Genomic DNA, 21,470 nt, shown 5'->3' with positions numbered 1-21,470 from the left:
GCATATTCTTGCCACCAAGCCGCTCGACAAAGCGGCTGGCAAGAAAGCTCTTTAGTTCCACAAGAACAGGCAGCGATGAACCGGCCTCAACGGTTCAGAGGGTTGGCAACTGACCCGGGTGTGCAGCGTAAAGCACCAGAAGCAGTTATCCGGCGGGCAGGGACCGCGGTCGGAAAAACAATTTGAATGGACTCGTACCGCGCCAGTAGCGCCGAACAGTCAGCTTCCTTCTCGAACACAGGATTTGAAGGAAGGCGAAGGAGTGCATTACTGAAAAGCCCGGGGTGCAAGCGCCGGGCTTTTTGGAATGCCTGCCTGATCAAACACGACATGCATTGAAAAACACACATCGAGGAATACACATGAATCTTTATGCACTGGTCGAATACAACAGAGTGGTCCAACTGAAAGAGAGCGAAATCGCTCCTGAAGCACCGGCTTCGCCAGCCTCCGTCTGGGTTGATGTCACCGGCTCGGATGTTCGAGTGGGGTGGGGAGCCACATTCAACGGAATCTGGACCTTTTCTCCACCGACCGAGGAAGACCTGCGAAATGAAGCCGAACAGCAGAAATGGCAATTGCTGAATGCTGCCGCCAACTGGCTGTTGATGAACTCGTTGCAGTTCAAGGTTGACCTGGCCATGGCCACGGCAGAAGAGCAGGCCCGGCTGCTGGCTCACAAACAGTACTGCATCGCTCTCAGCGACATCGATAAACAGTCGGGGTATCCGGCAAACATCATGTGGCCGGTCGCTCCTTACTGACGCATCAAGTCTGCTGTGAAAGCAGACCCATCGTGCCTGGTTCCTTGAGCCAGAAGACCACAACCAATTCCGAAATTTATCAGGGATGAAAAACAAACCATGTTGAACAATAAAATCGCTGCGCTTTTCACGACTTTTGTACTGCTCGGCACAGGTACCCACGCACTGGCTGCCAATCTGTTGGTGAACGGCAGTTTCGAGCAATCAACCTGCGGCGCAGGCTGCATTTTGGACACTCCCGCAAAAGCCAACGCCATCACAGGCTGGACGACATTTCTGTCTGGTGCCGAATATTTCAATATGCCTAATGCGATTGGCGGCTCTGTTGCAGCAGATGGCGTGATGATCGTTGACTTGGCCAACTACGTGTACGGCAACGGCGGTGGAATACAGCAGAACTTTGCAACGACCGTGGGCGCCAAATACCGAGTGACCTTCAGTGCGGGCAATTCGCGTTTTGCCAGCCGCTCGGGCGACGGTGTCATCCAGATGAAAGTGGCAGGACAAACCGCAACCTTCAACACGCCGACCGCCAAAGGCGTTGCAGTTGAATGGGCCACTCTGACCTACGATTTCACCGCAACCACGCCGCAGACAACGCTGGCGTTTTCCAACGAGCAGAACCCGTACGCCAACTTTGCCTTTATCGATGACGTCATTGTCGAGCGTTTGTAACGCCTGTAGACGGGGAGCGCTGGTTTTACTCAAACGTGAGAGATGACCTCAACGCATCGGGTCTGCTCACAATTTCTTGTTTCCTCAACGCTACCCCGGAGGCGTGACATGACAAACGAGCAACAAGCCCTGGCCGACATGCCGATCTGGCTGGTCATCCTCCTTGCCGTAGTGGGCGGGGTGTCCGGCGAAATGTGGCGCGCCGACAAGGAGGGCGCTCGCGGCTGGTCATTGCTGCGGCGCCTGGCCCTGCGCTCGGGCGCCTGCATGATCTGCGGCGTGTCGGCGATCATGCTGCTGTATGCCGCCGGCATGTCGATCTGGGCCGCCGGCGCCTTCGGTTGCCTGACCGCAATGGCCGGCGCCGACGTGGCAATCGGGTTGTACGAACGCTGGGCTGCCAAGCGCATCGGCGTCTGCGAAGTACCGCCTCGCGACCAACCTTGAACTTGGTATTTCTCCGTGCCGCCATTTTGGCGGCAGGGCTGCGCGTGGACGATTGAAAAGGAGGTCATGTATGCCCACACCGATCCAGCAGCCGTCGCAACTGTTCACAGCCATCGCGACGACACTGCGCAACACTACCGGACTCAACCTCAGCGTCGGCAATAATGATGATTTCACTGCACCGGGCGATCAGGCCTGGGTGCTGATCGACTTCGACCGCAATGGACCGGGAGTGCGTGCCGCTGACGGGCGAATTGCTCATGTCATGACGGTCTCCCTGCAAGTCATCCCGGCCCTTGCCGCCAGCGCATTTGCAGCGTGCGATCTGATCGCGGTGCTGAAAAACCTGATTACTGACAACCGCTGGAACCTGCCCGGCGATCAATGCGATCTGCCGATGAATATTGATGGCTTGCCGTCATTGCTCATCCGCGGCGATCAGCAATACAAAGCCTGGACCCTGACGTTCAACCAGACCCTCTACCTCGGCCCGACCTTGCTGGACGATCCACTGGGTACGCCGAAATTCGCTCGCACCTGGGAGGTCAGCAATATCGACGACCCGGACCAATACACCGCGCTGGAGGCCTGACCGATGTTCGACGCATTACTGCGCATGCAACTCGGCCCGATCATCGAGCGCCTGGCCGAAATGGAAGCGGAAATCGACGACCTGCACCGCCGTGCCGAGAGCTTCTGCCGTATCGGCATTTGCCAGACCGTCGACGCCGCGAGCAACACCTGTCAGGTCAGTCACGGTGGCTTGCTCACGCCAGCCATCAAGTTCTTCAATCCCAGCGCTGGCGCGCAGAGTGAGTCGCGGATTCCGACGGTGGGCGAGCAGTGTCTGCTGTTCAACTACGGCAGCGGCGAAAGCGGTGCACAGAGCGTGGCGTTGTTCGGTTTGAACAGTGACCGTTTTCCGCCAGCCTCTACGATCCCGACGCTGACCCGTCGCGTGCATCAGGACGGTAGCGAAAGCGGCTACGACGATGCTTCACACACCCTGCACTGGCAAAACGGCCCGGCAGCTTTCAACGGTTCTCGTGAATCGCTGGAGCTGAGCATCGGCCCGGCACGACTGGCAATGACACCGCAACTGATCACCCTGCAACTGGGTGCAGTCGGCCTGACCATTGACGCTTCGGGCGTGCACTTCAGCGGCCCATTGGTCGATCACCAGGGCCGTGTCATCAGCCCCTGAATCAAGAGCCTTCCATGATCGGAATCGATAGAGACAGCGGGGCCACGGTCGACGACTGGCTGCAATTTGTGCAGCGCGCGACCCGGGCCCTGACTACGCCGCTGGGTACCCGGCAAAAAAGGCCCTTGTACGGATCGCTGATCCCCTCGTTGTTGGGGCAGAACCTCGGCGACGACGTCCTGCTTCTGGCCCAGAGCCACGCGGCGCAAGCGTTCTACAACACGCAGAACGGGATCAGCGATTTTCAGCCGCAAGTGATCGTCGCCAGCCGTCAGGGCGCCGGTCTGCTGCTGCGTTTCGCCGGCACCTGGAAAAACCGTCAACAAACCTTCGAGGTCGTGACATGAGCATGTTGATCCCCGGCCAGAACCAATTGGCCGAACCCGCGCTGATCACCGTTGAAGCCTTCGAAGAATTGCTCGCTGAGTTCAAGACTTTCGTCGTCGAATATGTCGGGGCGCGTTCGCCGGACAGTGCTGCGAAACTCAAGACCAGCCTGGAAAACGAAAGTGAACTGCTGACCCTGGCGCTGGAAGCTTTCTGCGTGCGGCTGCAAACCCATGAGCGCAAATACAACGCTCGCATCAAACAGATGCTGGCGTGGTGGGCGACGGGCAGCAACCTCGATGCACGGCTGGCGGACATGGGCCTTGAGCGGCAGTTGCTTGATCCAGGTGATCCGGCAGCATTTCCACCGGTGCCGGCGATTTATGAAAGCGACGACGATGCTCGCTTGCGTTATTACCTGGCACCGCATGCACCGGCAGCGGGCTCACGGATGCAATATCGCCGCGAAGTCTTCACCCTCGGCGAGCGGCCAACGGTGAAGGTCGCATCCACCGATGCCGGTGTGGTGAGTGTCACTTACTCCTTCAACCCCGATGGTCTCGCCGCGCAGGTCAAGGATGGCAACGGTCGACGCACCGCGCCCGGTGAAGTGCAGGTCACGGTGCTGTCGCGAGAGGGTGATGGGACGCCATCTGAAGGATTGCTTGAAGGCGTGCGTGAACACTTCGCCCGGCCGGATGTGCGACCGGAAACCGACCTCGTCACCGTCAAGGCTGCCGACATTCAGCGCTACAAGATTCGCGTCGTCGCCAAGATCAATTCCGGCCCCGATTCGGGCCTGACCAAAGTCGCCGCGCAACAGCAACTACAGGCCTACGCCGACAGTTGCCATCGCCTCGAAGGCCGGGTCGATCCGAGCTGGATCGACTACACGCTGCACAGCGCCGGTGCCGTGCAACTGCAGATTCTTGAACCGCTGGCGCCGATCGTGACCACGGCGTTTCAAGCGCCGTATTGCACTGCGGTCGAAGTCGAGGTGCTGACGCTATGAGTGAAAAAACTCAGCGCCCAACACTGCTGCCGGCCAACAGTTCGGCACTTGAACGAGGTCTGGATCTGGGTTTTGGCGCCTTGCTTGATCGCATCGCGCCGCCGTTCCCGGAACTGATGAACCCAGCAGAAACACCAGTCGCCTTCCTGCCATATCTGGCAGCGGATCGCGGTGTTGCTGAATGGAGCACCGCCGCACCGGAAGCAGAAAAGCGCCTGACCGTTGAACTGGCCTGGCCCACCGCGCGCCAGGCCGGCACTCGCAAGGCGCTGGAAAACGCCGCCAAGGGTTTGCAACTGCGCCCGGAAATCCGCGCCTGGTACGAACAGACACCGCCCGGTGCGCCGTACAGCTTTTCCGTTCGCGCCTTCAGCGACCAACCCTACAGCGAAGAAATCGATGCCCGTCTCGACCGACGCCTGGCGGATGCCAAGAGCGAGCGCGATGTGCTGACGGTCTCCGTTGGCTTGAGCGCTTTCGGCAATCACGTCATCGGCGCCGCGACGTTCTGCGGCGAGCTGACCACGGTTTATCCGGTGTTCATCGAAGGGCTCGAAACCTCGGGAGAGGCGTTCATGGCTGCCGGCATGTACACCGTCGAAACATCCACTATTTATCCTCAGGGGGCCTGAATGGCTGACTATTACACCCTGCTCACCAACGCAGGGATTGCCTACGAAACGGCGTGCAAGGCCGCGGGCACGCCGATCAAGTTGACGCAGATTTCCGTCGGTGACGGCGGCGGCGCGGTCTACAACCCGGCCGCGACCGCCACGGCACTGAAACGCGAAGTCTGGCGCGGGCCGCTCAATGCGCTGTTCCAGGACGAGAAGAATCCGAGCTGGCTGCTCGCCGAAGTGACCATTCCGCCGGATGTCGGCGGTTGGTATGTACGAGAGGCCGGGTTGTGGACTGACACCGGGATTCTCTACGCCATCGTCAAATATCCGGAGTCGTTCAAACCGGTTCTGGCCACGTCGGGTTCGGGTAAAGAGTTCTACATTCGCTCGATTTTCGAGACGAGTAATGCGTCGCTGGTGACGTTGTTGATTGATGACACCGTGGTTAAAGCCACGCGTGCCTGGGTCATGAGTTACCTCGCCGAAGAACTCGGCAAGCTCGATGGCAAGCAGTCGGTGCGTGTTGCTGCGACTGGCAATGTCGTGTTGAACGGTGCGCAGCAAATTGACGGTGTCGCAGTGATCGCTGGTGACCGCGTGCTGGTTGCGAATCAGACGCTGGCCAAGGACAACGGACTGTGGATCGTCGCCAATGGCGACTGGGTGCGGGCGACCGATGCCAACAGTAACGCCAAGGTTACGCCAGGTCTGACGGTCATGGTCGAGGAGGGCACGGCGAACGGAGATTCGCTGTGGCACCTGACCACCAATGCGCCGATCACTCTCGGCACTACCGCGCTGACGTTCAAGATGCTCGCCGGGCGAACCGGGATTGCTGCCGGGACTTACAAGAGTTTGACGGTTGATGAGTATGGCCGTGCGACTGCGGGGGCGAATCCCAATACATTGGCCGGTTTCGGGATCACTGACGCCCTTGGCATCAACGCAACGGCAGTCGCGGCTCGAAAGCTTGAAACGCCTCGGAGTATTTCCGTCTCCGGCGCGGCGAGCGGTAGCGCGTCGTTTGACGGATCGGCAAATGCCAACATATCCATAGCGCTTGCCGACTCAGGCGCTGCTGCCGGTACTTACACAAAGGTTACCGTTAACACTAAAGGTTTGGTGACAGGGGGAGCAGCACTTTCGGCGACAGACATCCCGTTCCTTGACTGGTCGAAAATTGGCTCCGGCAAGCCAGCTACTCTCGCGGGTTACGGGATAACCGATGCCTACACCACAGCGGGTACCCAAGGCGTCGTCAATCAGGCCATTGCCGACTTCTCGACAACTAAAAACCTGGCCGCTCCGGCCTTTCTGAACGGGTTCTACGACGCAAACACTTCGCGCTACTGGACGGCGAACGGCAACTTGTATGTCTCCATCGACTTTGCCCGTGGAACTGCGATTGGTGGTCAATCAACTCTTTTGTGTGTTCTACCGCCCGGTGCAAGGCCTCGATTCAGATGTTGTGGCACCGGGGATTGGGTTACGTCGTCACCCTTGGCGTTTGGTTACCTCTCCTGGTCACTTGAAACCAACGGGAACCTCAGCATCGACCTGTCAGTGGGAGCGTCGGCTGGAGCTAGCGCCTACCAAGCTCAAATTCACCTCTGCACTCAACTAGCGTGAAGGCAAGCCATGTATTACATCCTCGATTCAAAAGGCGGATTTCTCTTCTCCGACGCCAGTAATAAAAATTACTCTGACTGGACGCTCATTCCACTTCCCCAGCCTTGCTGGAACCCACGATTTACCGGAGCACGGGACAAGGAAACTGGGGAATGGACCGGCATGTGGGTGCAGGACGGAGAGCCTGTGCCGACCGCCGACGAGATTTGTTTGCGGATAGACACCTATGCTGACGAAATTCGGCGGCTCGTTGCCGGCGACCCATTGCGTGCAGTTGAGTATGAACGTGCTACTGCTGAGGCTCAGCAGTTCAGGGATGACGGCTATCCGGACGATGCAGTGCCGCGCACGGTCGCTGCTTGGGCGATCACGGGTCGAACGCCACGTGAAGCCGCCGACAGCATGCTGGCTGAGGCCAGCCAATATGTGCAGGTATTAAACCTGATCCGCGAGAATCGCCTGCAGGCGAAGGAGCAGATCAAACAGAAGATCGCAACGGGGGCCACTATAGAGGCCAAGCAGATTGCTGATGAAGCAATCATTGCGATTCAAGCAGCGGCTGCCGACGTTAGGCCCGCAATAGGTTAACCATGAAGTCCTGGTGGTCTTTTCATGGGCCGCCCTAGATAGCGCAGCGCTCCAATAAGTGCCCCGAATTCGGGGTGTTTTTTTCTAACCCCAAAAGCACTCAACACCCGCCAAAGCCCCTCCCCAAGAGGGGCTTTCCCGTTTATGGAGAAACGAAAAATGGCAACCCGCCAAACCTACACCGTGCTCGTCCCATTCCCCACCGGCGGTGGGCATTGGTCGAGCATCGGTCAAGACCTTGATCTGCTCGACGTCGAGGCCAGTGCTTTGCACTTCGCCGGTCGACTGGAACTGAAAACACCTACCACCCAGGCCAAAAAGGCCGCTGCCAAGAAGGCTGACTGAACATGGCTGAGGTTCTGAACTTCGAGCACAACGGCATTACCGTCAATGCCACCGAATCCCCCGAGGCCATGGGTGGCCTGGGTGACAACGTCATCGGTCTGGTCGGCACTGCGCCGAAAGCCGATCCGCTGATTCCGCGCAACGCACCGTTCCGCATCAACAGCTTCACCACCCATGCGCTGCTCGATCCGACCGGTTCGGAAGAGGGCACTCTGTACCACGCCGTCTACCAGATCCTCAAAGTGGTCAAGGTGCCGGTCTACGTGGTCATCGTCGAAGCGGGCGCGACACCGGCCGACACCGTTAACGCAGTGATTGGCGGCGTTGATCCGCTGACCGGTCGCAAGCTCGGTCTGGCTGCACTGGGCAGTGTTCCGGAAGACCTGACCATCATCGGCGCGCCGGGCTTTACCGGCACCAAAGCAGTGGCCAGCGAGTTCGCCTCGTTCGGCAAGCGCATCAAGGCCCGTGTGGTGTTGGACGGCAAGGACGCCTCGGTCGCCGATCAAGTGCTGTACAGCCAGGAACTCGGCGGCGCCGATCTCGGTTTTGACCGTTGCCTGGTGGTGCACAACATGCCCGCCGTGTATTCGAAAGCGGCGAAGAAAAACGTCTTCCTGTCGCCTTCCAGCCTGGCGATTGCCGCGCTGGCCAAGGTCAAGCAGTGGGAGAGCCCGGGCAACCAGGTGACCTACGCCGAGGACGTTTCGCGGGTCGTTGAATACAACATTCTCGACACCTCCACCGAGGGCGACCTGCTCAACCGCTACGGCGTCAGCTACTACGCCCGCACCGTGCTCGGCGGCTTCTCGCTGCTGGGTAACCGCTCGATCACCGGCAAGTTCATCAGCTATGTCGGCCTCGAAGATGCGATCAGCCGCAAGCTGGTCAAGGCCGGCCAGAAAGCCATGGCCAAGAACCTCACCAAGTCGTTCATGGATCAAGAGGTCAAGCGCATCAACGACTGGCTGCAAACCCTGGTCGCCGACGAAACCATCCCTGGCGGCAGCGTGTATCTGCACCCGGAACTGAACAGCGTCGAGAAGTACAAGAACGGCACCTGGTACGTGGTTATCGACTACGGCCGCTACGCGCCGAACGAACACATGGTTTATCAACTCAACGCCCGCGATGAAATCATCGAGCAGTTCCTGGAGGACGTTCTCTAATGTTTACCAACCGCGTAAGACAGGCCATCGCGGCCACTCTGCAAGGCCTGCCGTTGTCGGCAACCGTTGAAGAATTCACCCCGCCGAAAATCGATTTCGACATGGAAAACATGACGGGCGGACGCTTCATCGTTGAGGAAATGGCCAAGAGTGCCAAGCCGCTGAATGCTCAGATCAAGCTGCAGGGCACGGGCGCCGAAGTGTTGCTCGCCATGGGTGTGAAATTGGGCGATGACATTCTGCTGAACGTGCGTGAAGCCGGTCAGGATCAGGACGGAAACACCTGGTTCACCTATCACACCATCGGCGGCAAGCTCAAAACCATGGGGGAGGACGCCATCAAAATGGGTGGCAAAGCCCTGACGACGCTGGACTTCTCGTGCCGTACCTACAACCGCCTGGAAAACGGCATTCCGGTGATCGACATCGACGTGCGCACCCAGAAGTTCGTGCTCAACGGCGTCGACATCCTCGGTGATGCGCGTCGTGCGGTGCTGATGCCGTAACCCTCCCATCACCACAAAACCCTGTAGGAGTGAGCCTGCTCGCGATGGGCCAGCACATTCAACATCAATGTGCCTGAAAGACCGCTATCGCGAGCAGGCTCACTCCTACAAGGGAATTGCTACACCCCTCAAGAATCACCAAGGAATTCATTCATGTCGTGGATGCCACCCCAGCATGACCTGCTGTCGCCGATCACCGGCGATGACGGTTCGCAGATCGAAACGATCCAGCTCAAGCCGCTGTTCTACGCCGCGCAAAAAGACGCGCTGGAGCGCGCCGGCGATGACGAAGACGATCAGTTCTTCGAACTGGCGCTGCTCGCCACCGGCCTCTCGGTCAAGGAACTCGACCAGCTCAAGCGCCCGGATTACGTGAGCATCGCCCAGTACGTGCACGAGATGTCGACACGCCCTGCGTCGTACTTCCTCGATCAGGTCGAAGACGCGGAAAAATCCGCCGATCCCGACCAGGTGCAGTTGCTGCAACCGCTCGCCGTGACCGGCCGCACCGTAACCTCGCTGTCGCTGGAAATGCCGGCACTGCGCGCGACCAAAGTGATGAAGAAACTGAAAACGGCCAAGGAACGCGCCGAGTTCATCACCGCCCATTGCACCGGCCTGATGATCCCCGATCTGGCCCTGATGACCGTCCCGGACTGGACGCAATTGCAGGTGCGCATCGACGATTTTTTAAACCAGCCGGCGGCCTACTTTCGGAACGCGACATCGAAGTAATCCTCGATATCGTCCCGCTCATTTACCCGGTAAGTGAAGCGGAGATTCTGGAATGGGACGCCGAAAAGGCGTTGCGCCGCTACGACATAGCGATCACTCGCCTTGGCGTGAAACAGGAGTAGAGCGGCATGGCAGAAACAAGGTATTCGCCAATGCTGGCCAGCGCGAACAGCAGCGTCGGGTTCAGCAACACTGGCTTGGCAGGTGAGAGGTCTGCATTCGATGTTATCGCCAATCCGCTGGCGGAGTTGAAGCTGGCGGTCTTGACCGCCAGTCAGGACATCCGGTTGTTGATCAAGGAGCAGATCAAGCTCCGGGAAGTCATGGTCGCGCTGCAATCGCTGTCGAAGGCCAGTTCGCCGACGTCGGCGCCAGTAACTGCGCCGAAGTCAAAACTCACGGCCGAGATCGAACAGCGTCAGCCTCCCGCGTTTCTGCAGCCGACCATGGCGCTTCAAACGGCCATGGCCAGGCTAAAACAAGTGCCGGGCATGGACGGCGATCTCAAGAGCATGGAGATCGCCAACCTGGCAATGGCCAGCGAAAAAGCGGTGGCGGGCAGTGGTGCGACCGCGGTTAGCCTGGCCGAGGTCGAATATGCCGCGGGCAAATCCGGGGTAGGCGCCAATCTCACTGGCGACGCAAAGGAAAAGGAACTGCTGGATTTCGGCCGTGATGCCGCCACGAACGCGACAGCGTTTGGCATTGAGCTGAAAGCTGCTGGAGAAATGCTGACGGTCTGGAGAACCTCGCTCAAGCTTGATCGCGCGCAGGCTCAAAGCTTGGCCGACGCCAGTATTCATCTCGGGAAGAATTCGCTGAAAGCGACCGCAGCCGACATCGGCTCGGTGGTACAGAGTTCTGGCGAAACAGGAGTCGCGGCGGGTATTGCACCTGAGCAACTGGCTGCTCTTGCGGCCGCTTTGCTCAACGCAGATGTGAACACGTCTGGCGCCGCTACATCGGTGAAAAGCATCAGCGCTGCGTTGGCCAAAGGTACCAAAGGCTCTGTCGCCGAGCGTGCCGCTTGGGCAACACTTGGACTCCAGCCGGACAAGCTCACCGAGAATGTGCCGCAAACCGTTTTCAAAGCACTCGAGGCTCTTAAACAAAAGCCTGCGAGCGAACAATCGGCACTGATCAAGACGTTGTTCAACGGTGATGAAGGCGTCAGCAAACTGCTGGAGAAACCGCAGGATGTCGAAAAGACATTTGCGTTGCTGACCGCGAGAAAACCGCTTGATCCACAGACCGAGTTGCTGAAGACGTTGTCGACCGGCAGCGACGGTTTGCATCAGTTGATGGCGAAACCTGCTGATACGCCGGTCTCGCCGGTTCCCCTTCAAGGACCGACCCAAAGCATCGAGCCGCAGTACAAAGGTGCGGTGCAAAGGTCAGCCGATCCGGCAGGCGGGAGTCCTCAGCAGAGCTGGAATGCTTTGGAGGCCAGTAGAAATCGTTTGGCGACAGCGGTAGCTCCGGATGCACAAACGCTGGACTCGCTTACCAATACATTGAACTGGGCGGCGGAAAAAGCTGAGGCAAACCCGAAAGTCGCCACGTCTCTGACTATTGCGGCGGCGGGGATTACGGCGTTTGTGGGGGCATTGCTGGCAAAGGCCGCCGATAATTTCGTTGGCAAGCTTGTGAAGGGTATCGCAACGAAACTGCCGAAGGGACTTGGCAAATGGATTGCTGATATCGATGTTGCCGGCGATAGCGGTAAACCCGTTGAAAATTCGCCTTTGGATGAGCCAAACCCGAAAAAGCCTTCCCTGAAAAAGGGTAGAGGCCTGAAACCACGCAGGGTGAGCCTCGGTTCTTTGACCCAACGAAAGAGCCATCAACCACTGATAAGCTCCGGCAGCTCTGCAGCTCGCAATCCTCTCATTCGCCAGACCTCAGCGTGGCCGGCAAGCATGACGGCATTCGCCGGCTCATCGAGCGCCAGCCCAATGCACGCCGCGCCGCTGTCCGGCTCCTACGCCAAGGCCGGCGCGCTGCTGGCCAGAAAAGCGCCGCCGCTGCGCCTGCTCAGCGCAGGTTATGAACTGGTCAATGGTGTGAGGCACGGGGACACGCGTTCAGTGGTGTCATCCGGTGCTTCGTTGGCCGGGTCTTCAGCGGGCGCCGCTGTCGGTGCCGCGCTTGGCACGTTGATTCTGCCTGGCGTGGGCACTGCAATTGGCGGGTGGCTCGGAAGCATGGCGGGGGGAGCCATCGGTGAGTCGCTGGGCGACAAGCTGGGGACCCAAGTCGATCGTCTTGGCGCGCCTGCTCAGGTCAGCAAGGATCTGATCACGACCTCGGCGACCTCGGCGATCCCAGCCACCACAGCCGCCAGCCAGCCTGTCACGTTCAACTCAACAATACAGATCAATGGCCAGGATCTGGCCAGCGCCCAGGCGCTCGCCAATCTGGTGGTCCAAACAACCATGGGGCAGTTGGGGCAGATCATGCCAACCAACCCCCTCGCCACCCGCCGTGACGCAGCCCTGACCGATGGAGTCGCCTGATGAAACAACAAATGGCACTGGGCAATTTCATCTTCGGCCTCTCGCGTCAATTTGCGTACCACCAGTTGTTGCGCAAGTCCGATGGCGGCTGGAGCGAAATACAGATCCTCACCAGCAAACCGAAATCCAGCCAGACCGGCCAGAAGTCGGAAACCCTGACCATCACCGGCAGGTCGATGTACGCCGTGGCCATGGATCGGCTCGATGAACTGCGCGCCTTGCAGGCACTGCGCATACCGCTGCCATTGATTGACGGCATTGGTCGCAACTGGGGTCTTTGGCGGATCAACAACGTTCAGGAAACCCAGACCCAGATCATCGATGACGGTACGGCGATGGTGGTCGATTGGGTCATCGAATTGGCGGAGTTCAACAATGCGTAAGGTTCGAAGCGTGGCCGGTGATTCGGTGAATTTGCTGCTCTACCGCGAAACCGGGCGCAGCGACGATGCCGCTGAAGAAGCCCTGTGGAAACTCAATCCGATCCTGGCCGAACACGGCCCGGTTCTGCCCGCTGGCATCTGGGTCGTGCTGCCTGAACTCGACAGCAAACCTGCTGCGATCAAAGCGCTCACGGCCTGGGATTAAGGAGGTTGTATGGCATTGGGTTTTACCCCGGTCGTGCAGATTTATGGCGCAAACGCGGATCTTCTCAACCAGCGTCTGATCAGTTGGGAGCACATCGATGCCGCCGGCATCGAGTCGGATCAACTGACCCTGACCATTGATCTGGAGGGCCTCGAAGGGCTGCCGAGCCTCGGCGGGAAAATCGGCCTGCTGGTGGGTTACCTGGAAATGGAAGAAATGGTCGATAAGGGCCAGTTCAAAGTCACTCGCCTGACACCGACGCTGTTTCCGTTTCGCCTGACCCTGGTGGCCACTGCAGCGCCGTTCAGCAAGGATGATGAAACCGGCTTCAAGCAGCGCCGCACCGCCAGTCATGGACCGACGACGCTCGGTCAACTGTTTAGCAAACTGGTGTCGCAGCACGGTTTTTCATCGCGTGTCGCTGCGGACGTGTCGATGATCAAGATCGCCCACGTCGACCAGTCCAATGAAACCGATATGGGCTTTCTGACGCGGCTGGCGAAGAAGTACAACCTGGTCGCCAAACCTTATGGCGATGCGTATGTGCTGGCGCGACCTGGGCAGATCAAATCAATCTCGGGGCAGAAACTGCAGGATGTGACGTTGTCGGTCACCCACGACAATCGTCCCGGCGATCACGCCTTCATCAGCGCCACGCTGGAAGAGGCCGCCCGCGAACAGGCAAAGGGCTGCAAGACCTGTTTTGTCGATGCTGTTACAGGCGTTTTGCATTGGGTCGAGACGGGACTCGCGCCGTTCAAGACCATCCGCCAGAAGCAACCCAATGAAGCGGATGCCATCGCCGTCGGCGAGGGCGAAGTGCGCAAAATGCTCCGGCAGAAGTACAAGGTGAAGATCACCTGCCCAGGCGATCCACGATTGGCCGCCGAAGGCCTGGTGTTGCTCGATGAGACCTGGCCGGACTTCATGCGCGGGCGCTGGTCGATCGACAAGGTCACCGCCAGTGGCAATCGCGAGAACAGCTATCGCTGCCTGATCGATGCGTCGTGCCTCGACCCCAAAGCCGAGTCCAAAGACTGACCCACGAGCCCCCCCTGTAGGAGTGAGCTTGCTCGCGATAGCGGTGCCACATTCAAAACCAACGCGCCTGACACACCGCTATCGCGAGCAGGCTCACTCCTACAGGGGCCTGCGGTAACTCCCACTATTTTGGAACACCCCCATGAAGATCACCCCGATCCTCACGCAACTGCGTGGGCAATGCCCTGGCCTTGCCAATCACATTTCGGTGGGCCTCGATCTGGCCTTGCTGCAAGGCAACCCGGATCTGCCAACACCTTCGGCCCACGTGCTGCCAAGCGCCGATCTGGCCAGTAACAGCACCACACAAAACCTCATCACCCAACCGATCCGCGAGCGCTTCGAAATCGTCCTGGCGCTTGACGCCACGGACGCCACAAAAGCGCTGGATCTGTTGCACGACCTGCGCGCCGAACTGTGGCGCGCGGTGGTGGGGTTCAAGCCCGATTCCGACTACAGCGCCATCGTTTACGACGGCGGCGAGATGGTCTCGATCAACAGCAGCCGCGCCTTCTACCGGCTGCGCTTTTTTGCCGAGTTCCAGCTCGGCCGCAATCTGCCAAGTCAGCCTGCGGAGAGTTGGCACGAACGCGAACTGGACGGTTTGTCGTCCTTTACCGGGGCCACCGTGCGGGTCGATGCGATCGACCCGGCCGACCCCAACCTGAAACGCCCGGGCCCTGATGGGCGCGTGGAAATGACTTTCTCTGGAGACGTAACCCCATGAGCAATCGCATCACCGTACTGCCGGCCGAAGGCCGCGTTGTACCTGACCCGGAGGCCGGCGATCTGCTGCCGCTGGAAGGCCGTGAAGTGCTGGACAGCGCCTGGTGGCGCCGACGTCTGGCCGACGGCGATATCACCCTCAAAACCGCACCAGCCAAACAAAAGGGAGCCAAATAATGGCGATCGGATTCAGCAACATCCCCGCGGACATTCGTGTACCGCTGTTCTATGCCGAAATGGACAACTCGGCCGCCAATAGCGCGAGTTCGACCCTGCGTCGTTTGATCGTCGCTCAGGTCAACGACAACATTGCCCCGACCGAAGTCGGCAAACTGGTGTTGGTCTCCAGCGTTGCGCTGGCCAAAAGCATCGGTGGTCAGGGCTCGATGCTCGCCTCGATGTACGAGACCTTCCGCAAGGCCGACCCGATCGGTGAGATCTGGTGCCTGCCGCTGCACAACACCGAAGGCGCGATCGCCAAAGGCGTGCTGACCCTGACCGGCACTGCCACTCAGGCTGGCGTGCTCAATCTGTATGTCGGCGGCGTGCGTGTGCAAGCCACCGTGGTCAACGGTGCCACTGCTGCGCAAGCAGCCACCGCACTGGCACAGAAAATCAACGCTACCGCCGACCTGCCGGTCAGCGCTGCTGCTGCCGAAGGTGTGGTCACCCTGAGCGCCAAATGGACTGGCGACAGCGGTAACGACATCAGCCTGCAATTCAATCGCCTGGGCAAGAGCAACGGCGAAGATACCCCGGCCGGCCTGACCACTGCGATCACCGCCATGACTGGCGGCGCCGGTGTGCCGGATCAGGTGGCGGCAATTGCCGCGCTGGGTGACGAGCCGTTCGAATTCATCGCACTGCCATGGTCCGATCTGTCGACCCTCAACACCTGGCAAGCGGTGATGGATGACAGCACCGGTCGCTGGTCCTGGGCCAAGCAGCTGTTCGGTCACGTCTACAGCGCCAAGCGCGGCACTGTCGGTACTCTGGTTGCCGCGGGCCAAGCGCGTAACGACCAGCACATGACTATTCAGGCGTTGGAGCCGGGTGTACCGCAACCGTTCTGGGTACAAGCCGCCGCACTGGCTGCACGCACCGCCGTGTTCATCTCTGCCGACGCCAGCCGTCCGACGCAAAGCGGCAGCCTGCCGGGTGTCGACCCTGCGCCGGCCAGCGAACGCTTCACGCTGACCGAGCGTCAGTCGCTGCTCAACTACGGCATCGCCACCGCGTACTACGAAGGCGGCTACGTGCGCATCCAGCGCTCAATCACCACCTACCAGAAAAACGCTTACGGTCAGGCCGATAACTCCTACCTGGACAGCGAAACCATGCACCAATCGGCGTTCATCGTGCGTCGTCTGCAAAGCGTGATCACCAGCAAATACGGCCGGCACAAACTGGCCTCCGACGGCACCCGTTTCGGCGCCGGTCAGCCAATCGTGACGCCAGCGACCATTCGCGGTGAGCTGATCGCCCAGTACGCCAAGCTCGAACTGGAAGGTCACGTGGAGAACGCCGAGCTGTTTGCCGAGCACCTGATCGTCGAGCGCGACGTGCAGGACCCGAGCCGCGTGAACGTGCTGTTCCCGCCGGATTACATCAACGGTCTGCGCGTGTTCGCGCTGCTCAACCAATTCCGTCTGCAGTACGACGACGCGGCTTGATCCGCGCGTTTGACGGCAAGTTTTCAGCCCACCTCGCGTGGGCTTTTTTATTCAAGGGAGTAACACCATGGGTCAACTGATTGCAGGCACCTGCTACGTCAAAGTCGACGGCGCACAACTGACCATCAATGGCGGCTGCGAAGCCCCGCTGATGGCGGTCAAACGCGAAACCGTCGTACCCGGCTTCTACAAGGAAACCGACATCGCGCCGTCTTTCAAAGTGACCGCGCTGCACACCGCCGACTTCCCGCTGAAGAAGCTGATCGAAGGCACCGACATCACCGTCACCTGCGAATTCAGCAACGGCAAAGTCTACGTGCTGGCCGGTGCCTATCTGGTCGAAGAGCCAGTTTCCAAGGGCGATGACGCCACCATCGAACTGAAATTCGAAGGCATCAAGGGGACCTGGCAATGAGCGGCGCCGTGAAGCTTCAGGTTGCGATCGAAGCTCACGGCGAGCCCCTGACCGAACTCGTCCTGCGCCGTCCGACGGTGCAGGAAGTGCGAGCGATCAAGGCGCTGCCGTACAAGATCGACAAGAGCGAAGAAGTCAGCCTCGACATGGACGTGGCGGCCAAATACATCGCCGTGTGCGCCGGCATTCCGCCGTCGTCGGTCAACCAGCTCGATCTGGCTGACCTCAATGCGCTGAGCTGGGCCGTTGCGAGTTTTTTCATGAGTGCGGCGTCGGCGCCATCACCGACCTGATCGCCGTCGCCTATGACCTGGCCTGGTTCTGGAAGGTTGACCCCGAACAGATGATGGCCAGGCCACTGGATGTGCTCCGCGAATCGCTGGAGCACGCGCAACGGATCAATGCGATGCAGCAGGTGCAGTGATGGCAGAAGAAACCAAAGCTAAAGCGTCGGTGTTGCTTACCGGCATCGATGAACTGTCGCCCAAACTCGGCGCTTTGCGAGTCAAGGTCGAGAGCTTCAAGAACAACCTCGAACAGGCCGGCCTCGGCAAACTGGACATCAGTGGTCTGTTCAAGGGCGGCAGCGTGATCACGCCGTTTGTGGACGGGATCAAATCGGCCGCAGCGTTTCAGGGCAAATTGACTGAAGTCAGCGACACGGCAAAAACCGTCGACTTGCCCGCCACACCGAAAGTCGCTGCGCAAAACATGAACGTGTTCAGTGCGTCGATGGAAAAGGTTTCCGCAGCCGTGGACGCGGCACTGGTGCCGGCGGTGGGGGCGTTGGTGGTCGGGCTGGAACCGATGCTGACCCAGGTCGGCAGTCTGCTCGCCGACAACCCGAAACTGGTCGAAGGCCTAGCGGCGGGGGCGATTGCCTTCTCGGCGATGCAAACCGCCGTCACCGGCATGACCCAAGTGATGGACGTGATGAGCATGGTGCTCAAGACCAACCCGATCATGCTGATCGCCATGGGCATCGCGGTGGCGGCCGGTCTGATTTATGCCAACTGGACGCCGATCAGTGCTTTCTTCAAAGGCATGTGGGAGGGCGTGAAAAACATCGGTGCGAGTGCGATGGCGACGTTGCGCTCGATCCTCGATTGGCGACCGCTGGATGCACTGGCGGCGCTGTGGTTACCGGTCGCGGGGTTCTTCTCGGGCATCTGGGACAAGGTAAAAACCGTCACCGCCCCGGTGATCGACTTCTTCAAATCGGTGTTCTCGTGGACGCCCGCCGGCATGATCCTGGAAAACTGGGCGCCGCTGACCGGGCTGTTTTCGGCGATCTGGGAATTGCTCAAGGCCTTGAGTGTGCCGGTGATGGCGTTTCTTAAAGGTCTGTTCGACTGGACACCGTTGGGGATGATCATCAACAACTGGGGGGCGATCACCGGGTTCTTTGCCTCGATATGGACGGCGCTGCAACCGGCGGCACAAGCCATCAAGGATTTCTTCGGCACGTTGTTCGACTATTCCCCGCTGGGGATGATTGTCAACAACTGGGGCGCCATCGTGACCTTCTTCGAACCGATCTGGACCGCGTTGCAAACGTCGGCGCAGCAGATCAAAAGTTTTTTCCAGAGCTTGTTCGAATGGTCGCCGTTGGAACAGATCGCCATGTACTGGCAACCGATCAGCGAAGTGTTTTCGGCGCTGTGGGGCGTGGTGCAAGCGTTGGCCGCGCCGGTGCTGGAGTTTTTGCACACCATGTTCGAATGGACCCCGTTGGGGCAGATCATCAAGAACTGGGGGCCGATCACCGAGTGGTTCGGCGAGTTGTGGCAAAAGCTGCAAACCGTGATCGCGCCGATCAAGGAGCTGTTCGACGGCGGCTTTGCCGGACTGATCGCCAAGGTTACCGGCAAGGTTGAAACGTTCACCGAAGCGCAACGCCAGACCAATGCCGAAGGCAAAGGAGAGCTGGCGCCGGCGTTCTTCGGGGCAAGTCCTCAAACATCGGCCAACGGTGCGCTGCAGGGTGGTTCGTTACCGCAAAGTTCTGGCGCCCTGATCCAGCAAAGCGCGGCCAACAACCGTACGCAACTCGAAGGCGGCCTGACCGTGCGCTTCGAAAATGCGCCGGCCGGGCTGCGCACCGATCAACCGCAAACCAATCAACCGGGCCTGGCGCTGTCTTCGCGCATCGGCTATCGCTCGCTGTCGATGGGAGGTTCCAATGAACTGGCGTGACCGCTTGTTGCCGGCATCCTTTCGTGGTGTCGGCTTCTGGATCGATCAGGCGAAAACCCCGGTCGGTCGCAAAGGTCAGTTGCATGAATATCCGCAGCGTGACCTGCCGTTTTTCGAAGATCTCGGTCAGCAGGCCAAGACCCACGACGTCACTGCATTCATCATCGGCGCCGATTGCCTGGAGCAGCGTGACAAGCTGCTCAAGGCATTGGAGGCGGGCAGTGGTGAACTGGTGCATCCGTGGCTCGGACGCCTGCAAGTCAAGGTCGGCGAATGCGACATGACCCACACCCGCCAGGACGGCGGGTTGGTGACCTTTACCCTGAAGTTCTATCCAGACCAACCGTTGCCGTTTCCGACCGCTACCGTCAGCACACAGAAAGTGTTGCTGGCCAAGGCTGACACGCTGTTGGGTTCGGCGGTGGCACGCTTCGAGCAGGCGATGACGTTGATCAAGGCTGCGCGGATCGGCATCGCCAATCTGCGCAACAGCCTCACCGGGGTTTATGAGGTGATCAAAGAACAGCTCAAGCCGCTGATCGAGCAGTACCGGCAGATCACCGAACTGGTCAAGGCAGTGAAAGAGTTGCCCAAGGAAGTGGCGGCTGAGTTCAAAGGTTTGCTCGGCGATATCAAAGAGCTCAAGGCATTCGCGAAGGAGGGCTACCGTGGCGTGATTGCCGACGTCTCCCAACAACTCGAAGCCATCCGCAAGGCGGATGCACCGAAGATCACCACCGGCAAGGACACCAACGCCGCGGCGCAGGCCATGGCCGATCTGGTGCAGGACACGATGCTGGTCAAAGTGGCGCAGTGGGTGGCGTCGATGCCAGTGGCGACCCCCGCGGTGAAACTGTCGTCGACACCTTCGGTGGCACATCAGGCGGATCAACCGGTGACCCGTCAGGAAGTACCGGTGACCGACGAAATGAAAGCGCTGCAGAAGGCGGTCGGGGTGGCCATTGATCCAATGCTGGACAAGGCCGATCCCAAGCACCACCAGGCAATCAACGATGTCAAGGAAGCGCTGCTGGCGCATCTCAAGGCAGTGGCGTCATCCGGTGTGCGACAGGTCACTAAATCGTTCCAGGAAAGCCTGCCGGCGCTGGTTGTGGCCTACAAGCAATTTGCCGATGCCACACGAGTGACTCAAGTGACTCAGAGCAACGCGATGAACCATCCGGGCTTTTCACCCAACGACGTGAAAGTGTCCAGGGAGTGAGCCATGAGCGAGATGGATAACCGCGTCACGTTGACCGTCAACAACATGGAATACGGCGGCTGGAAAAACGTGGAAATCACCGCTGATCTGGAGCGCCAGTTCCGCACTTTCAAACTTGACATCACCTGGCAGTGGCCGGGGCAGACGGTGGACCAGCGGATCAAGCCGGGTGACCCCTGCGAAGTGAAAATCGGCCAGGACCTGGTGCTCACCGGCTATGTGTTCAAGGCGCCGATCCGCTATGACGGACGCCAGATCAGCCTGACCATCGAGGGCAGTTCCAAGACCCAGGATTTGGTCGATTGCGCCGCCAGGAACACGCCGAACCAGTGGCAGGAACAACCGCTGCTGAGCATCGTTCAGGCGCTGGCGATGGAGTACGGGCTGATGGTGGTCAATGAAATTCCCGAGACCGCGCGGCTGACCAAACACACGATCGTGCCGGGTGAAACGGTGTTTCAGTCGATCGACCGTTTGCTCTCGCTGCTGCGGGTATTTTCCACCGATGACGAGCAGGGCCGGCTGGTGCTGGCCAAGCCGGGCAGCGGTGGGCGGGCCAGTGATGCGCTGGAGCTGGGCAAGAATATTTTGTCCGCCAGCGCGTCGATGGATTACAGCCAGGTGTTCTCCGAATACCGGGTGATCGGCCAGCAAAAAGGTTCGGACAAGAAGAGCGGGGCGGCAGTCAGCGAGGTTGAATCCAGCGCGACCGATCTGAGCTTCAAACGTCGACGCACCACGATCATCAACGAGGGCACCGCGCTGACGTTCGAACTGGCCCAGCAACGCGCCCAGTGGGAAAGCGCCACCCGTATGGGGCGGGCGCAGACCACCACGTATCAGGTGCAGGGCTGGCGCCAGGCCAACGGTGATCTTTGGCGGCACAACACGCTGGTCAAAGTCACGGATCCGGTGCTTGGGTTTGATGGCGACATGCTGATTTCCAAGGTCACTTATTCGCTGTCGGCGCAAGGCTCGGTGACCACCCTGCAAATGGCCCCGCCGCACACCTTCGATGCCAATCCCAGCCCTCCTAAAACAACCTCATAGGCCCGGAAAAGATCGCAGCCTT

At 59.6% G+C, this 21,470-nt stretch carries 26 protein-coding genes; all 26 read left to right on the top strand.

The annotated features are described in order from the left end of the window. Positions 1–362 precede the first annotated feature (362 nt). On the top strand, positions 363–764 hold the full coding sequence (locus ACM6JQ_RS21530) for a tail fiber assembly protein (RefSeq protein WP_007908820.1): 402 nt from the start codon (positions 363–365) through the stop codon (positions 762–764). Positions 765–863: 99 nt separating this feature from the next. Next, positions 864–1,439, top strand: coding sequence for a DUF642 domain-containing protein (locus ACM6JQ_RS21525; RefSeq protein WP_007908819.1), 576 nt, complete (start codon positions 864–866; stop codon positions 1,437–1,439). Positions 1,440–1,547: 108 nt separating this feature from the next. After that, entirely contained in the window at positions 1,548–1,886 is a 339-nt protein-coding gene (locus tag ACM6JQ_RS21520) for a phage holin family protein (protein ID WP_007908817.1), read from the top strand. A 70-nt stretch (positions 1,887–1,956) separates the two neighbouring features. Continuing rightward, positions 1,957–2,478: a hypothetical protein gene (locus ACM6JQ_RS21515; RefSeq protein ID WP_095112500.1), complete on the top strand. Its 522-nt coding sequence runs from the start codon at positions 1,957–1,959 to the stop codon at positions 2,476–2,478. A gap of 3 nt (positions 2,479–2,481) precedes the next feature. Next, positions 2,482–3,090 (top strand): phage baseplate assembly protein V, encoded by a 609-nt coding sequence (locus ACM6JQ_RS21510; protein WP_007908815.1) that lies wholly within the window; start codon positions 2,482–2,484, stop codon positions 3,088–3,090. Between the two features lie 14 nt (positions 3,091–3,104). Next, positions 3,105–3,437, top strand: a complete 333-nt coding sequence (locus ACM6JQ_RS21505) for a phage baseplate protein (RefSeq protein ID WP_095112497.1) — start codon at positions 3,105–3,107, stop codon at positions 3,435–3,437. Continuing rightward, on the top strand, positions 3,434–4,429 hold the full coding sequence (locus tag ACM6JQ_RS21500) for a baseplate J/gp47 family protein (RefSeq protein WP_414894651.1): 996 nt from the start codon (positions 3,434–3,436) through the stop codon (positions 4,427–4,429). The genes ACM6JQ_RS21505 and ACM6JQ_RS21500 overlap by 4 nt, the downstream gene beginning before the upstream one ends. Continuing rightward, positions 4,426–5,061 (top strand): phage tail protein I, encoded by a 636-nt coding sequence (locus ACM6JQ_RS21495; protein WP_007908812.1) that lies wholly within the window; start codon positions 4,426–4,428, stop codon positions 5,059–5,061. Before ACM6JQ_RS21500 ends, ACM6JQ_RS21495 begins: the two co-directional genes overlap by 4 nt. Continuing rightward, positions 5,062–6,678, top strand: a complete 1,617-nt coding sequence (locus tag ACM6JQ_RS21490) for a phage tail protein (protein ID WP_414894650.1) — start codon at positions 5,062–5,064, stop codon at positions 6,676–6,678. A 9-nt stretch (positions 6,679–6,687) separates the two neighbouring features. Continuing rightward, complete coding sequence (locus tag ACM6JQ_RS21485) at positions 6,688–7,266, top strand: hypothetical protein (RefSeq protein WP_414894649.1); 579 nt, start codon at positions 6,688–6,690, stop codon at positions 7,264–7,266. 159 nt (positions 7,267–7,425) lie between these two features. Beyond that, the gene (locus ACM6JQ_RS21480; RefSeq protein ID WP_007908808.1) at positions 7,426–7,611 is read left to right on the top strand and encodes a hypothetical protein; all 186 of its coding nucleotides are present in this window, start codon (positions 7,426–7,428) and stop codon (positions 7,609–7,611) included. Positions 7,612–7,613: 2 nt separating this feature from the next. Continuing rightward, entirely contained in the window at positions 7,614–8,780 is a 1,167-nt protein-coding gene (locus ACM6JQ_RS21475; RefSeq protein ID WP_064120771.1) for a hypothetical protein, read from the top strand. After that, positions 8,780–9,286: a phage major tail tube protein gene (locus ACM6JQ_RS21470; RefSeq protein WP_007908799.1), complete on the top strand. Its 507-nt coding sequence runs from the start codon at positions 8,780–8,782 to the stop codon at positions 9,284–9,286. Before ACM6JQ_RS21475 ends, ACM6JQ_RS21470 begins: the two co-directional genes overlap by 1 nt. A 153-nt stretch (positions 9,287–9,439) precedes the next feature. Continuing rightward, complete coding sequence (locus ACM6JQ_RS21465; protein ID WP_007908797.1) at positions 9,440–10,021, top strand: phage tail assembly protein; 582 nt, start codon at positions 9,440–9,442, stop codon at positions 10,019–10,021. 152 nt (positions 10,022–10,173) lie between these two features. After that, positions 10,174–12,537, top strand: a complete 2,364-nt coding sequence (locus ACM6JQ_RS21460; protein ID WP_414894648.1) for a phage tail tape measure protein — start codon at positions 10,174–10,176, stop codon at positions 12,535–12,537. Next, positions 12,537–12,920 carry a phage tail protein gene (locus ACM6JQ_RS21455; RefSeq protein ID WP_007908793.1) on the top strand — a complete coding sequence of 128 codons (384 nt, stop codon included), beginning with the start codon at positions 12,537–12,539 and terminating at the stop codon, positions 12,918–12,920. Before ACM6JQ_RS21460 ends, ACM6JQ_RS21455 begins: the two co-directional genes overlap by 1 nt. After that, on the top strand, positions 12,913–13,125 hold the full coding sequence (locus ACM6JQ_RS21450; protein ID WP_007908788.1) for a tail protein X: 213 nt from the start codon (positions 12,913–12,915) through the stop codon (positions 13,123–13,125). The genes ACM6JQ_RS21455 and ACM6JQ_RS21450 overlap by 8 nt, the downstream gene beginning before the upstream one ends. A gap of 9 nt (positions 13,126–13,134) precedes the next feature. Then, on the top strand, positions 13,135–14,166 hold the full coding sequence (locus tag ACM6JQ_RS21445; RefSeq protein ID WP_414894647.1) for a phage late control D family protein: 1,032 nt from the start codon (positions 13,135–13,137) through the stop codon (positions 14,164–14,166). 142 nt (positions 14,167–14,308) lie between these two features. Further along, positions 14,309–14,893, top strand: a complete 585-nt coding sequence (locus ACM6JQ_RS21440; RefSeq protein ID WP_414894646.1) for a hypothetical protein — start codon at positions 14,309–14,311, stop codon at positions 14,891–14,893. Continuing rightward, positions 14,890–15,069, top strand: coding sequence for a DUF2635 domain-containing protein (locus ACM6JQ_RS21435; RefSeq protein WP_007908782.1), 180 nt, complete (start codon positions 14,890–14,892; stop codon positions 15,067–15,069). Before ACM6JQ_RS21440 ends, ACM6JQ_RS21435 begins: the two co-directional genes overlap by 4 nt. Further along, complete coding sequence (locus ACM6JQ_RS21430) at positions 15,069–16,565, top strand: phage tail sheath subtilisin-like domain-containing protein (protein WP_095112479.1); 1,497 nt, start codon at positions 15,069–15,071, stop codon at positions 16,563–16,565. Before ACM6JQ_RS21435 ends, ACM6JQ_RS21430 begins: the two co-directional genes overlap by 1 nt. A 67-nt stretch (positions 16,566–16,632) precedes the next feature. Continuing rightward, positions 16,633–16,980 carry a phage tail tube protein gene (locus ACM6JQ_RS21425; RefSeq protein WP_007908779.1) on the top strand — a complete coding sequence of 116 codons (348 nt, stop codon included), beginning with the start codon at positions 16,633–16,635 and terminating at the stop codon, positions 16,978–16,980. Further along, positions 16,977–17,273 carry a phage tail assembly protein gene (locus ACM6JQ_RS21420; RefSeq protein WP_007908778.1) on the top strand — a complete coding sequence of 99 codons (297 nt, stop codon included), beginning with the start codon at positions 16,977–16,979 and terminating at the stop codon, positions 17,271–17,273. The genes ACM6JQ_RS21425 and ACM6JQ_RS21420 overlap by 4 nt, the downstream gene beginning before the upstream one ends. A 130-nt stretch (positions 17,274–17,403) precedes the next feature. Continuing rightward, positions 17,404–19,176 carry a phage tail protein gene (locus tag ACM6JQ_RS21415; RefSeq protein WP_414894645.1) on the top strand — a complete coding sequence of 591 codons (1,773 nt, stop codon included), beginning with the start codon at positions 17,404–17,406 and terminating at the stop codon, positions 19,174–19,176. Further along, positions 19,163–20,398, top strand: a complete 1,236-nt coding sequence (locus ACM6JQ_RS21410) for a DNA circularization protein (RefSeq protein WP_007908775.1) — start codon at positions 19,163–19,165, stop codon at positions 20,396–20,398. Before ACM6JQ_RS21415 ends, ACM6JQ_RS21410 begins: the two co-directional genes overlap by 14 nt. A 3-nt stretch (positions 20,399–20,401) precedes the next feature. After that, entirely contained in the window at positions 20,402–21,448 is a 1,047-nt protein-coding gene (locus tag ACM6JQ_RS21405; protein WP_007908774.1) for a phage baseplate assembly protein, read from the top strand. Positions 21,449–21,470: the final 22 nt, after the last annotated feature.

Origin of the sequence: Pseudomonas sp. IT-232MI5, assembly GCF_949767845.1 — a bacterium.
Taxonomy (GTDB): domain Bacteria; phylum Pseudomonadota; class Gammaproteobacteria; order Pseudomonadales; family Pseudomonadaceae; genus Aquipseudomonas.
Note: the sequence above shows the minus strand (reverse complement) of the source record. Positions and strands in the feature narration are given on the sequence as shown.

What these genes read in the sequence shown, in the direction of transcription:
- ACM6JQ_RS21530 (WP_007908820.1), top strand. Translation starts at nt 363, where the DNA reads ATGAATCTTTATGCACTGGTCGAATACAACAGAGTGGTCCAACTGAAA.
- ACM6JQ_RS21525 (WP_007908819.1), top strand. Translation starts at nt 864, where the DNA reads ATGTTGAACAATAAAATCGCTGCGCTTTTCACGACTTTTGTACTGCTC.
- ACM6JQ_RS21520 (WP_007908817.1), top strand. Translation starts at nt 1,548, where the DNA reads ATGACAAACGAGCAACAAGCCCTGGCCGACATGCCGATCTGGCTGGTC.
- ACM6JQ_RS21515 (WP_095112500.1), top strand. Translation starts at nt 1,957, where the DNA reads ATGCCCACACCGATCCAGCAGCCGTCGCAACTGTTCACAGCCATCGCG.
- ACM6JQ_RS21510 (WP_007908815.1), top strand. Translation starts at nt 2,482, where the DNA reads ATGTTCGACGCATTACTGCGCATGCAACTCGGCCCGATCATCGAGCGC.
- ACM6JQ_RS21505 (WP_095112497.1), top strand. Translation starts at nt 3,105, where the DNA reads ATGATCGGAATCGATAGAGACAGCGGGGCCACGGTCGACGACTGGCTG.
- ACM6JQ_RS21500 (WP_414894651.1), top strand. Translation starts at nt 3,434, where the DNA reads ATGAGCATGTTGATCCCCGGCCAGAACCAATTGGCCGAACCCGCGCTG.
- ACM6JQ_RS21495 (WP_007908812.1), top strand. Translation starts at nt 4,426, where the DNA reads ATGAGTGAAAAAACTCAGCGCCCAACACTGCTGCCGGCCAACAGTTCG.
- ACM6JQ_RS21490 (WP_414894650.1), top strand. Translation starts at nt 5,062, where the DNA reads ATGGCTGACTATTACACCCTGCTCACCAACGCAGGGATTGCCTACGAA.
- ACM6JQ_RS21485 (WP_414894649.1), top strand. Translation starts at nt 6,688, where the DNA reads ATGTATTACATCCTCGATTCAAAAGGCGGATTTCTCTTCTCCGACGCC.
- ACM6JQ_RS21480 (WP_007908808.1), top strand. Translation starts at nt 7,426, where the DNA reads ATGGCAACCCGCCAAACCTACACCGTGCTCGTCCCATTCCCCACCGGC.
- ACM6JQ_RS21475 (WP_064120771.1), top strand. Translation starts at nt 7,614, where the DNA reads ATGGCTGAGGTTCTGAACTTCGAGCACAACGGCATTACCGTCAATGCC.
- ACM6JQ_RS21470 (WP_007908799.1), top strand. Translation starts at nt 8,780, where the DNA reads ATGTTTACCAACCGCGTAAGACAGGCCATCGCGGCCACTCTGCAAGGC.
- ACM6JQ_RS21465 (WP_007908797.1), top strand. Translation starts at nt 9,440, where the DNA reads ATGTCGTGGATGCCACCCCAGCATGACCTGCTGTCGCCGATCACCGGC.
- ACM6JQ_RS21460 (WP_414894648.1), top strand. Translation starts at nt 10,174, where the DNA reads ATGCTGGCCAGCGCGAACAGCAGCGTCGGGTTCAGCAACACTGGCTTG.
- ACM6JQ_RS21455 (WP_007908793.1), top strand. Translation starts at nt 12,537, where the DNA reads ATGAAACAACAAATGGCACTGGGCAATTTCATCTTCGGCCTCTCGCGT.
- ACM6JQ_RS21450 (WP_007908788.1), top strand. Translation starts at nt 12,913, where the DNA reads ATGCGTAAGGTTCGAAGCGTGGCCGGTGATTCGGTGAATTTGCTGCTC.
- ACM6JQ_RS21445 (WP_414894647.1), top strand. Translation starts at nt 13,135, where the DNA reads ATGGCATTGGGTTTTACCCCGGTCGTGCAGATTTATGGCGCAAACGCG.
- ACM6JQ_RS21440 (WP_414894646.1), top strand. Translation starts at nt 14,309, where the DNA reads ATGAAGATCACCCCGATCCTCACGCAACTGCGTGGGCAATGCCCTGGC.
- ACM6JQ_RS21435 (WP_007908782.1), top strand. Translation starts at nt 14,890, where the DNA reads ATGAGCAATCGCATCACCGTACTGCCGGCCGAAGGCCGCGTTGTACCT.
- ACM6JQ_RS21430 (WP_095112479.1), top strand. Translation starts at nt 15,069, where the DNA reads ATGGCGATCGGATTCAGCAACATCCCCGCGGACATTCGTGTACCGCTG.
- ACM6JQ_RS21425 (WP_007908779.1), top strand. Translation starts at nt 16,633, where the DNA reads ATGGGTCAACTGATTGCAGGCACCTGCTACGTCAAAGTCGACGGCGCA.
- ACM6JQ_RS21420 (WP_007908778.1), top strand. Translation starts at nt 16,977, where the DNA reads ATGAGCGGCGCCGTGAAGCTTCAGGTTGCGATCGAAGCTCACGGCGAG.
- ACM6JQ_RS21415 (WP_414894645.1), top strand. Translation starts at nt 17,404, where the DNA reads ATGGCAGAAGAAACCAAAGCTAAAGCGTCGGTGTTGCTTACCGGCATC.
- ACM6JQ_RS21410 (WP_007908775.1), top strand. Translation starts at nt 19,163, where the DNA reads ATGAACTGGCGTGACCGCTTGTTGCCGGCATCCTTTCGTGGTGTCGGC.
- ACM6JQ_RS21405 (WP_007908774.1), top strand. Translation starts at nt 20,402, where the DNA reads ATGAGCGAGATGGATAACCGCGTCACGTTGACCGTCAACAACATGGAA.